The organism is Rhizobacter terrae (assembly GCF_003852895.1).
Taxonomy (GTDB): domain Bacteria; phylum Pseudomonadota; class Gammaproteobacteria; order Burkholderiales; family Burkholderiaceae_C; genus Albitalea; species Albitalea terrae.
In genome coordinates, this window is the sequence record NZ_QUSW01000007.1 from 179,376 (window position 1) to 192,122 (window position 12,747).

A 12,747-nucleotide genomic window follows, 5' to 3' on the forward strand; every position below is an offset into this window, starting at 1 on the left:
ACCACGGCCTACGTGGACAACCTGGTGGAGAGCGCACCGGATGCACAGACCACGCGGGTGGTGTACGACAAGGCAGGCCGGGCGCGGTACAGCGTGGATGCTGAAGGGTACGTGAGCGAGACGAAGTACGACGCGCTGGGGCAAGTGGTGTCCACGCTGAGGTACGAGCGACGCATCAGCGTGAGCGCGAGTCCGACGGAAGCCGAGCTGGCAGCGGCCACGCAGAGCACGACGACGACGTTCGACAGCGGGCTGGAGGGTGTCAGCGGGAACGCGGGGGTGTGGGAGGGCGGCCGGCTGAAGCTGATCAGTCGTCCGGAGGCGGGCAACTCGTGGGCCACGACGGTGGGCACGCGCACGCTGGCGACAGGCAGCTCGGTGAAGTTCGAGCTGACGCCCACGCAACTGCAGAACACGCTGCACGCGGGCATCGAGATGGTGGCCGGGGGCAAGTACTCGCGCCTGGTGGCGCTGCTGCAGCCGGACGGCCACGTGTACGCGCTGACGTACGGGCTGCTCAACGATGGGCAGCTGGTGGATCTTGGGGTGTACACGCCGGGCACGACGTACGTGGTGGAGATCACCACGGAGCAGGCGGGAGCGACGCTGTACTTCTATGCCAAGGGCAGTGCACGCACGAGCGGGTATGTGTACAAGAGCAGCGACCAGCAGTTTGCCTGGACGAGCTTCCACACGTTCTTTGCGACGCAACGCTACCCAAGCGTTCCCAGCGAGACCACGGCGTACGTGGACAACCTGGTGGAGAGCGGGCCGGACGCGCAGGTCTCGCGCATGGTCTACGACGCAGACGGCCGCCAGACCTACGCCATCGATGCCTCCGGCGCAGTCACCCGCCAGCGCTACGACGCATTCGACCGGGTATCCGAGACCATCCAGTATGGGCTGCGATACACCGGTGCCGTGGACAACGTGTCCATGAACGCCTTCTATGACCAGGCCGCGAACCAGACGGCGCAAGACCGCAGCACGAAGCTGGTGAGAGACCTGGACGGGTTGGTCCGGTTCGCCGTCGATGCAGCCGGTGCGGTGGTCGAAACGATCTATGACGCCTACGGCCAAGTCGCTCGGACGGTTGCCTACGACACGGTCATCAATGCGTCGAGCGTGACGTCGACAACCCGCCCCAGCGACGTTCGCAACCTGCTGCCGGCCTCGACCCTGAATGCCCACGAGACCATCTATGCCCGTGACCAGGACGGGCGAGTGATCTACAAGGCGATGTCGGTGTCGATCAACGGAACGGCCAAGGCCTTCACGATCACCCAGAGCCAATACAACCAGGCCGGCCAGGTTGCCGCGGCCACGGCCTACGCCAAAACAATCTCGCTGCAGGACCTGCCTTCGGTCGTCCGCGCATCGGACATTGCCGCCCGGGTCCAACTCCAGCCGGGTGTTGATCGAACCACCCAGACGACCTACGACCACCTCGGCCGAGTCGCCCAAACCACCGACGCAGCCGGCAAGAACCAATCCTTCACCTACGACGCCTTCGGCGACAAGCTGACCTTCACCAACGAGAAGGGCAGCGTCTGGACCTACGCCTATGACAGGCTGGGCCGGATGGTCACCGAGATCTCACCTACGGTCGCGCTCACAGTCCTGAAAATGGACCAAGGCAACCTCGTCGTCGATGACGTTGCCAGCAAGACGGCCGCCATCGTCACCACGCTGCGCTATGACGCCTTCGGCAATCTGCTCTCTCGCACCGAAGCCACTGGCACCGCCAACGAGCGCACCACCAGCTACGCCTATGACGCGCTGGGTCGCCAGACGAAGGTGACCTATCCGAAGGTCAAGTACTACAACGCCACCGCATCCACGCTGTCGGTCGTGCAGGAAGACGACCTCCCGCTGACGACCCAGACCTTCTACGACGCCTTCGGCAACGCGGTGGCGAACATCGACGTTGCAGGCAGCACAAGCTACAAGGCCTACGACGTGCTGGGCCGCGTGCGCTATGAAGTCGATGCCATGGGCTTCGTTACCGGCTACGACCGCGACGTCTTCGGCCAGGCATTGACCGTGACGCGCTACTGGGTGGGCACGTCGCTGGCAAACAGCACGCCGGCGAACGCCGGGCAGGCGCCGACGGTGGCGCAGATCGCGGCCATCGTGAACGCTGGCGACCACAGCAAAGACCGCACCATCACCAACACCTACGACGGACGGGGCCTGCTGACCCAGGCGCGCGAATCAGCCGCCTACACCTTCGACGGTGACACGAAGCAGGGCAACGCCACGGCGGGCAAGACGACCTGCAACACCTACGATGCCTTTGGCCAGCTCATCAAGGTGGCGCGCCTGCGCAATCCAAATGCGACGGTCAATCCGTGGACTTACGTCTACAACTATTACGACCGCGCCGGTCACCAGGTGGCCAGCATCGATGAACTGGGCTACCTGACGCGTCGCAGCTTCAGCGCGTTCGGTGAGCAGGTGAGCGTGCTGGAGTACGCCAATGCGCAGGCGGTGAACTCGTACAGCGAGACGAGCAACTTCGCGGATCCCAACTACGGCAATCCATCGACGAGCAGCGACGACCGCCGCACCGACACGACCTACGACGCGATGGGCCGCAAGGTCTCCGAGTCGCGGCTGAACGTTGGGTACACCGAGAATCCGCAAGTCACCTCCGTGACCACCGTCCGCGGTGCAGTCACCACCTACTACGGCTACGACGCCGTGGGCAACCTCACCCGCACGACAGACACCTACGGCAATTCGACCTACAGCTACTACGACGCCATGGGGCGCGTCACGGCTGTCGCAGCGCCGACGCGTGCAGGTTCCGGGACATCGACCGAAGCCGACCTGACGCCCTTGACGGTCTTCCGCCGCGACGCGCTGGGGAACGTGGTCGTCAAGATCGACTACGCCAAGGGCGCCAGCGCGGCCGCCGAATACAAGGACGTCTCGCAGGCGGGATCCTGGGGGTATCCGGCCATCGTGGCCGATGGCGCCGACCGATCCACCTACACGATCTATGACAGCCTGGGGCACGCGACCCAGACGATGGACGCCAACGGTGTCTTCCGCTTCAACTCGTACAACCAGCGCGGCCAGTTGGCCCGCACCTGGCAGTCTGTCAACAGCAACGACGGTGGCGTCAGCACTCTGTTCCAGATCAACCAGTACGACAAGCTAGGCCGCCTGATCAAGACCGAAGACCCGGCACCAACGACCACATACCAGGCCGGGGTGCTGGCCACGCTGGGTACCTCGGTGGTGAACTTGTCCTGGGCTGGGTTGATCGATCGCGCGGGCGGCACTGTCGAAGTCAGCGTCGACTACATGCAGGGGCAGACCGTCCCCGGAACGGGCGTCTACCAGCTCTCCCCGGCGAACTCCACCTACACCTACACAGCGGCTGACGCGGCCGCTGGCGTGGCTGTGACCGCGCAATACATCCAGCAGTTGAAGAACGTGCAGATCCGGCAGCTGGTGGCCGGTTCCTGGGTGGTTCGCTGGAGTGGCACCGCGTCGCAGGCGGTCGGCAATGGTGTCACGCTCATGACGCAGAGCGCTGCCGGCACGACCCGAACCAACTACGAATACAACGCCTTCGGCGAGATGACCTCCAAGGGCATCAATGAAGGGCAGCAGGAGTATTTCGAGTACGACAACGCCGGTCGCCTGTGGCACACCAACAGCGGTGACGGCATCGACAAGGTGTTCCTGTACGACCTGCAGGATCACCAGACCGCTGACATCCGCAGCGCCGGCTCGGCCAGTGCCAGCAATCGCGACTTCGGCCACTACGCTTTCAACCTGAACGACATCGCCACTGTGGCGGGTTGGACCGATACCCGCCGCGTCGACATGCGCTACGACTCTGCGGGACGCCTGGTGGAGCGGCTGGACCCCACCCGCAACCAGCTGCGCACCGGCGTGGCCACGCGTTCCCTGTCGCTGACGGCCTCGATCCTTGAAGTCGGCACAACCACCGGAGCGAAAGACAAGATCTCCGTCAGCTGGACCACGCTGCAAGGCCTGGGCGCGGGTGGCGTGAAGGTGCAGGTCGACTACACCAGCAAGCAATCGGTGTCGCGCACGGCCACGCAGATCCTCACCAACGAAGAGGCGCTCTCGGGTGCCACGGTGAGCTGGTACACCCCCGTGACATACCCGGCGGGCGCGGACGGCATCTCCAAGATCAACCACATCGTCGTCTACAAGCAGGACGCGGAGGGCAATTGGCAGCCGGTGATGGAGCGGTATGCCGCAGGCTTCGGCGTTGCGTACGGCATCGGCATCGAGGCCGGAACGCCGCGTGACGGGGTGAGCCGCATCACCGGCTTCAAGTACCGCGTGCAGGGGGGCACTGGATGGACCGCAGTTGCCACGGACAACCTCGTCAACTTTGGCGACGCCGTGCGCGTGGATGGCAGCCGCATCCCGTTGTCGGCCAACACCACCTACGAATACCAGGTGCTGACGACTGGGCAGGACGGTCAGGAAGTCCCAGGCCCCACGCTGAGCTTCAACACCGGCACGCCCACGAACTCGACCACCGATATCGTGTCGCCGCGGCCGATGATCCGACAACTGCTCGATCGCTGGGGCAACGTGCTGGAGGTGAACGACCCGCGCTCGTTGAACTGGATCACCCGTTCCACCTACAACGCCAACAACCAGCGCATCTCCGAACTCAAGCCCGGTAGTGCCGGTGGCTTCGACGGCAGCAGCCCGATGACGCTCACCTACTACGACCGCCTGGGCAGGCAGGTGGCGGTGCAGGATGCGAACGGCCACATCAATGCCCAGCAGTACGACAGCTCCGGCAACGTGATCAGCGAGATGCACGCAGACCGCGGCGTGGTGACCTACCGCTACAACGCCTTTGGCGACCGTACCAGCATGGTCGATGCGATGGGCAACGACGCATCCTCGAGCGCGGCATTCAAGGCGCTTCACACCACCGTCTACGAGTACGACAAGCTGGACCGCTTGTCGGCCACCCAGCACACCGGCGTGGACGTGTATTCGCTCAATGCCGACATGTCGGCTGTCATCGGCTCGAAGCAGACGCTGCGCGAGACCATCGAATACGACTGGGCCGGCCGCAAGATCAAGCAGACCGATGCTGCGGGCCATCAGACCAAGTACAAGCTGGATCTGGCCGGGCACGTCATCGAGACGGTGCAGCTGGGTGCCACAACCCGCACCACCTACGACTCCTTCGGCCACAAGATCAGTGAGATCGACGCGAACACCAATGCTTCGCTGTGGACTTACGACTACTTCGGCCGGGTGCTGGCGTCTACGGACATCGGTGGCGCTCTCTGCCTCTACAACTATGACAACGCCAAGCAACTGACCGCGCAGACCAGCGTGCGGCCAAACGCACGCGGCCAGAACCTGACCAACACCTACGACGCCGCGGGCCAACTGGTGAAGATCGTCGATGCCAGCGATCCGGCCAGCACGAAGGTCACCACCTACGACTGGGACATGGCCGGTCACCACACACGTGAAAAGACGATGCAGGGCTCGACGGTCGCGCAGGACGACCACCTCGCCTACGACACCCTGGGCCGCCTGGCCCTGGTGACCGACGAGCGCGCACGCATCGCCATCACCTACGACAGCGTGGGCAACCGCAGGTCCATCAAGACGCACGTGAACACCGGCCTGGTCAATTCGGGCACGACGCGGCAGGACGCAGACACGTCGCGCGATGCGGAGCGCTGGTTCCAGTACGACGAGATGAACCGGCAGACGGTGGTGGACGGCTTGAACCCGGCTGGAACCATCGGCACCGTGGTGGACCCGGCGGACGGGGCCAAGGTGATTGCCCAAGGGCACAAGATCACCTATGACAAGAATGGCAACCGGACCAGCGACCAGTTCTGGGGCAACAGAATCAAGACCACGGCGGGATACACCATCGTCAACTACGACGACTCTGGCAATCCGACCTATCAATACGACGTACCGCCCACCTACACCACCGATCCGGGATACGTTACCGAGACCTACAAGTACGACGCGCTGGACCGGCTCACGCGCGTGGATCGGCTGCTGCAAGGTCCGAACGACAGCAACGAAGCCTACGTGACCCTGGACCTGCGCATGTACGCGGCCGACAATCGCGTGGTGCAAAGCGGCCCCAATGGCACGCTGCCCACGGGCTACTCCGCTGCGCTCAATGCCAACACGCCTTCGGGTCAAGCCATCGGCCTGGAAACCCAGCGGAACCAGTACGACGCCACCACCGGCCGGCTGGTGCACAAGAAGCTGCTCAAGAGCGACAACGGCGCGAAGGCGGACTTGTACTACGACGCGGCTGCATCGTATGACGCCGCCGGCAACGTACTGAACTACCGCATGTTGGACGCTGCCAGCGGCATCAACTACACCTACAACTACACACTGAAGAAGTTCGACGGGTACAAGGAGTCGACCATCTCGGGCTACGCGTCCTCTGGTTCTTCGCCGGGCACCACGACGGAGACCTACGATGCCAACGGTTTCCTGGTTGGCATCACCGACAGCACGATGGCGGCGAACAACCGCACCTTCATCAACGACGCCAACGGCCGCGCACTGATGGTGACCCAGAACACCAACGTGCAGCGAGAGATGGTGGTCAACGGCGAGGTGCTGGCCACCTACGGCGTGGGCGTCGACCGCGTGACGCCGAAGAACGGCGACGGCAGCCCGCGCTTCGCGCCGGTGGCCGACTTCAACTTCGGCTTCCAGAGCATCACCGGCAACTACCCGGCGGCATCGGTGGGCATGTACACCGTGCGTACCGGCGACACGCTGCGCAGCATCGCCGGCAGTGCCTTCGGCGACGAATCGCTGTGGTTCCAGATCGCCCAGGCCAACGGCCTGACCGGCGACCGTGACCTGCGCGTGGGGCAGACGATCAGCATCCCGAGCAAGGTCGGCACGATCCACAACAACAGCGGGACGTTCAAGCCCTTTGATGTGAGTTCGGTGATTGGCGACACGACGCCGAATCTGCCGGCGTTGAAGAAGGATGACTGCGGGGCGCTTGGCCAACTGGTCATGGTGGTCATTGCCGTGGCGGTGGCCGCCTATACCGGCGGTGGCGCCCTCGGTGCAGTCCTGGGCTCGATCACCAGCCAGGTCGTCGGCAAGGAACTTGGAATCATCGACAAGTTCGACTGGAGGCAGGTGGCGTTGGCGGCAGTCACGGGGGCAGTTGGGTCGGGCCTGCAGCTGAATCCTCTGACTGGGAGTCCGATCGCCAACACCATCATTCGAGGAGTCATCAACAATGCCGTGAGCCAGGGCATGAGCATCGCCCTGGGCTTGCAGGACGACTTCAACTGGAAGGCTGTTGCGGCTGCTGGCTTGGGATCACTTGTCGGGCAGCAGATCGGTGACGGACTGGACAAGGCGGGAGCCTTCAAGGAACTGGGCAATTTCGGCGCTGACTTTGCCAGGAAGAGTGTGACCGGAATCTCCAGCGGGGTAACGACATCGTTGGCGAAATCGGGACGGGTGTCGCTCGGCAGAGTTGCGGCTGATGCGTTTGGCAATGCGTTGGGCGAAAGCCTGACTGCGCAGTCGAGCAGTGCCTACGAACGTGCGATGCATGAGCCCGAGCCGTGGCCAGTCGGTGGTGAATCGGAGCACGTGCAGCAGTACGGGAGGGCGAACAATCGCACGGCGCTCAACGAGGCCAACATGGCGGCCGATGTGGACTACTACCGCAGGCCTATGCCCGACCAGACGACGGCTGAGAGCGCACGGCTCAATCGGTCCGAGGACAGGGCGCGTGCTTGGGAGAACTTCAACGCCACGGCGGGCAGGGTGTGGGGGGCAGAGGATGCGCAGGCAGCCGTGAGTGCCAAGGCGGCGCTGGTGCAGCAGAACGCACGAGCCGACGCATATGGCAAGGCCCTGTCTCTTCGAAAATCACAAGGCATTGAGTTGGTACCTGCGAACTTCAATGCAAGTCGAGGTGGCGGAAGCTTCGCAGGCGGCACTGGCATGACCTTAGATGAGGCCATGGCTCTGGATCGTGCGCAGAAGGATTTTGCGGCACAGCAATCGCGCTACATCGTGCCGCCGTACAACCCGCAGGCCTTAGCCGAGCTGGCGGCTGCTCGCATGCCATCGCCGCTGCAAGCGCTGTGGGCGAGCGATCGCAGCTTTAGGGACAAGGTATCGGGTACGGGTAGCCTGTACTACAACAGCCTCGGCTCCGACACTCCCTCAACTGCAGGCAACGATGCGCCGACCATTGGATTCTTGAAAAGGGCCTACAACACCCTTTTGGTCGACACGGGAGAGACGCTGTTTCGTGCATTCGAGCCAAAAACAGACTGGAGTTACATCCGAACAAACATCAATGGAGCGGAACGCTCGGGAGCTGCAACGTTCGATGGTCTGACCTTGGTCATGGCGGCCAAGGGACTCTTCGGGGCTGGAGTCACCCGTGGCACTGCCACAAGTCAGTTTCCTCTTTGGACGGCTGAGCGAGGTGCATTCAGTATCGCAACGGAACTTGATCCGATTCTGGCAAAGGCTGGGCCGGCATTTGACTATCGGACCGTACTATCTGGACAAGATGGGACTTTTGCGTCAGTAGTTCGACGTTATGCAGAGCCGGTCAAAGCGTTGCCACCGCAATTGGAGGGCTTGGTCCCTGGTCAGCCTATTCCAGATGGACTGGAAATTGTTGTGCTGGGCAACACGAACAAGCCAGGGAATTTCATACTAAGACCCGGGATTGATGATCGGCCGATAGGGGAAGTGAGTGCTCCTGGTAAGTCTGTTTCTATTGCTACTGACTTGGAGATCTCGGGTGAATTTAAAAAGATGTTTGGCGCTCAGCGTGCTATGGTGCGGGGCGATACGCTGTCAGGCTCTTTTGTTGAAGACATTCGGGCTGCGGGTTTTGACATTCTATATGCACCCACTGAAAAGAACATTTTCCACGCTCGAATAGTCGCAGCTGACAGTGAATTTGATGAGGCTGGGCGTGAACTTCTATCGATTGCCTTTGATAGGATCTCGCGCCACAAATCGAGCAAGCCTTAGTGAGGAGTTTTGGTATGAGCCTGGATCAAGTAGAGACGTTGGATCAGCTACTCTTATTTCTCGAGGAGTGGCGCTCGGTCAACGGGGATGAATTCGTGTACGACGCTAACGGGATGCTGGCCCTCCTAGGCGCATGCCTAAGGAATCTTTCTAAGTTCTCCTTGGATGCGGATTTCGAGGAGCTGTCGGAGATGTTCGATGCAGAGCAAAAGGCCATGCTCAGTAAATTGACAATTTATGCATCTCAAAAGTCGAATGGCTAGTTTGAACGAACGAGCCACGGAAAGATAAGGATTAACGGTTCAACCTTGAATAGGCCGAAATGTGTACGTATGGCTCGCAACATTGACTCGTACTGTCATCGTCTTAGCTGATTTCGTCAGTTGCCTTGAGACGCTTGCAGGCCGGATGCTGCTTCCACTGCGCCTGGGCGCACTGGTTCTGCATGCAGCGGTAGAGCGAGAAATCGGTGCGGGCGCCGCAGGCTTCGCGAGGGCTGGTGATGGTGGGTTTGACGCTGGCGTGAGTCTGCTTGACGGGCTTCTTTGGTGCCGGGGCTTCGTTGTGCTGATCGGCATCGACCGGTGCTGTCGCCGCAGTAGCGGCCTGGGCGCTCGTGCCTGAGCTCAGCGCAGCCGTGGGTTCTGGCGCCACGGCCGTCACGTTCGCAGGACCCGGACGGGTTGACGCATTTGGCGGCTCGTTCGCAGGGACGGAAACTACCGAAGGCACCGATGCGGTCGGCGCAGGCGGATTGGTCGCTGCAGGCACGGCCGAGGCGGCCGCAGCATGTTCGGCAATTGGCGCAGGCGACGCATCCGCCACCGGCGCCTTGACACCCACCTCCCGCGACACCGCCTGCTCGAACGCCGACCTCAGTTCCGTCGCCGATCGCTCCTGCAGCACCCACCACGCAGCACCCGCCATCGCACTCACCGCCAGCACCACCGTCGCCGCGGTCCAGCGACGCCTCACACGGCGATTGCGCGCAGCAAAGTCAAAGGTCGGTACCCTCTCCTCGGGATACATCGCGAAGCTGCTCGGCGAGCGCGACGTCACCACCGGTTTGCTAGAGGGCACGACAGGCGGGCTCGCCGCGTCACGCCCCTCACTCGCCGACAGCACCGAATAGAACGGCTCCTCAGACCGAGACTCGCCTGCGACCGAGCCAGCATCCTTCGGCCGTGCAGGCTCCGCCCGACTGGACGTCGCATCCGCCCGCGCCACGGCTTCACGGAACAAGTCCATCAAGGGACGATCGTCGGCACCAGGCGCATCCTGCGCCGACCCTTCGGAGGCCGATGCTGATTCGTCGGGCGCCGCAGGCCCATGCGGTTGCGTGTACTTCTTCACCGGCACGTCCTTTGTCAACGAATCAGCGTCTGCAGACGGTGTCTGCACAGCCTCCACCGAAGGAGCCTCGTCAGATGAAGCCGACACCACCGGCTCATCCTCCCGGATCCCAACCACCATCGGCACCGGATGATCATCCAGCCGCTTCCTCAACTCCGCCATCACCTTCGGCCGATGCGCCGGATCCGGCGACAGCGCCGCATCGATGGCGCGCATGAACGAGTCGCTGAAGTGCAGCGTCGGAAACCGCGCCTGCATCCGCCGCACCAGCACCGCCATCGGCTCACGCTGCGAAGACGACGACGTCGACGACCGCGGCATCTGCCCGGTCAAGCAATACACCACCACCTGCGCCAGCGCATGCACATCCGTCCACGGCCCCACCGGCTTCTCCGACGACGGGTCCATCAGCTCCGGCGGTGCAAACGTCGGCGACAGCAGCGACATCAAGGCCCTCGCCCGATCCCCCACCATCGCCCGCCGCGCCGCATTGAAGTCCAGCAGGATGGGCGTGTCATCCGGCAGCAGCAGGATGTTCCACGGCGACACCTCGCGGTGCACCGCACCGGCCTTGTGCAGCGTCTCTAGCGCACCCATCAACCCATCCAGCAGCGCACGCAGCGACGCCTCGTCCGGCGGCGCCTCCATCGCCTCGCGCAGGCTGAACAGCGAGTTGCCCGGGTAGTACGGCATCACGCGGTACGCCGTGCCCTTGGCCTGCCAGCTGCGCAGCACCCGCACCAGTGACGGATGCTCACACTTCGCCAGCAGATTCGATTCCTCGATGAAGGCCGAGCGCCCGCGCTCGAAGGCCTCGATGTGCGAATCCGCCCGCACCAGCACCTGCATGCCGTCCTCGTCGCGCACGGCCAGCGTGTCGGGCAGGTATTCCTTGATCGCCACCCGCTGCCGCGTGCTCGGGTCGTAGGCCAGATAGACGAAGCCGAAGCCGCTGGCGCCCAGCACGCGCTCGATCTCGTAGATGTCCAGCCGCGAGCCCTCGGCCAGCGCGTCTGCCCGGTTGGCCTCAAGACCGGCCGGTTCCACAGGCGTCGCCCCCATGCCGGATGGCGCAGACGCGCGCATATCGCCCGCAGCCTCGAAAGAAGGCCGGGCGCCGGACGGGATGGGCGGATCTGCCCAGGGGGGACGTGGATGGTTCATGGCTCGGAATCCCTACTGCTGACTCAGCTTAAGTCGCCTCCCATGTAGGTGTCTGTTCGCTTTTGTGTTTGTTTTTGAAGGGAAGTGCCGCGGCGGACGGCTATCCTTGGCCGCTTCCTCACCCCCACAGGCCCCATGCAGCAAGCCGTGCGCCCGGCCCCTGTCCACCCGAGGCCCCCCGCATGACCACCCTGGTGTTCCTCAAGCTGGTGGCGATCTTCCTGATCGTCGCGCTGGGCTGGGTGGCAGGCCGGCTGCGGTGGCTGGGCGACAACGACCCCGCCCGCACCCTGTCGAACGCGGCCTTCTACATCTTCATACCAGCCTTGCTGTTTCGCACCACGGCGCGGGTGCAGTTCTCGACCCTGCCCTGGGGGATCCTCGCCGCCTTCTTCGTGCCGGTGCTGGCGATGATGGGCCTGGTCTACCTCTGGCAGCGCCGCTGGAACCGCACCGGCCGCCTGCCGGTGGCCGCGCCCAGCGTGCGCGCCATCTCCTGCACCTTCGGCAACACCTTGCAGATCGGCGTGCCGATGATGGCCGCGCTCTTCGGCGAGGCGGGGCTGTCCATCCACATCACCATCATCAGCCTGCATGCGCTCACGCTGCTGAGCGTGCTGACCGCGCTGGTGGAGCTGGACCTGGCGCGTGAGAAGCGCCAGCAGGGTCATTCGAACACGCACTTGCTGCAGACGGTGGCCAAGACGGCGCGCAACACCATCATCCACCCCGTGGTGCTGCCGGTGCTGGCCGGGCTGGTGTGGAACGCGCTCTTCCCGCCGCTGCCGGCAGTGGTGGATGAAACCCTGCAGACCATGTCGCAGGCCGTGGTGCCGCTGTGCCTGGTGCTCATCGGCATGTCGTTGGCCTACTACGGCGTGCGCGGCGCGGCCAAGGGCGCGATCGCCATTTCGGTGCTCAAGCTGCTGGTGCTCCCCGCCGTGGTGCTGGTTGCCGGACATTGGGGCATGGGCCTGTCCGGCACGCCGCTCGCGGTGGTGGTGATGGCCGCCTCGCTGCCTGTCGGTTCCAACGCACTCATCTTCGCGCAGCGCTACGAGACGCAGGAGGCCGAGGCCACCGCGGCCATCGTGTTCTCCACCTTCGCTTTCGTGCTCACTGCACCACTGTGGCTGGCGGTGTTAAGCCTTGTGATGTCACCACGGTGACGCAGTGACCTAGACCACTTTG

The 12,747-nt window shown here is 63.5% G+C and carries 3 protein-coding genes; 2 read left to right on the top strand and 1 reads right to left on the bottom strand.

Annotated features, from left to right (window positions below; all coding sequences use genetic code 11):
* Positions 1-9,053: 9,053 nt before the first annotated feature.
* Complete coding sequence (locus DZC73_RS22655; RefSeq protein ID WP_124542658.1) at positions 9,054-9,302, top strand: hypothetical protein; 249 nt, start codon at positions 9,054-9,056, stop codon at positions 9,300-9,302.
* A 103-nt stretch (positions 9,303-9,405) separates the two neighbouring features.
* Here DZC73_RS22655 and DZC73_RS22660 read toward each other — a convergent pair whose 3' ends face one another.
* The gene (locus tag DZC73_RS22660; RefSeq protein ID WP_161974706.1) at positions 9,406-11,454 is read right to left on the bottom strand and encodes a serine/threonine-protein kinase; all 2,049 of its coding nucleotides are present in this window, start codon (positions 11,452-11,454) and stop codon (positions 9,406-9,408) included.
* Positions 11,455-11,738: 284 nt separating this feature from the next.
* On the opposite strand from DZC73_RS22660, the gene DZC73_RS22665 reads away from it, so the two are divergent.
* Entirely contained in the window at positions 11,739-12,725 is a 987-nt protein-coding gene (locus tag DZC73_RS22665; RefSeq protein ID WP_124542660.1) for an AEC family transporter, read from the top strand.
* The last annotated feature ends 22 nt before the right edge of the window (positions 12,726-12,747 follow it).

Excerpts from the sequence above, each read along its gene's own strand:
- DZC73_RS22655 (WP_124542658.1), top strand. The coding sequence starts at position 9,054 with ATGAGCCTGGATCAAGTAGAGACGTTGGATCAGCTACTCTTATTTCTC.
- DZC73_RS22660 (WP_161974706.1), bottom strand. The coding sequence starts at position 11,454 with ATGGGGGCGACGCCTGTGGAACCGGCCGGTCTTGAGGCCAACCGGGCA.
- DZC73_RS22665 (WP_124542660.1), top strand. The coding sequence starts at position 11,739 with ATGACCACCCTGGTGTTCCTCAAGCTGGTGGCGATCTTCCTGATCGTC.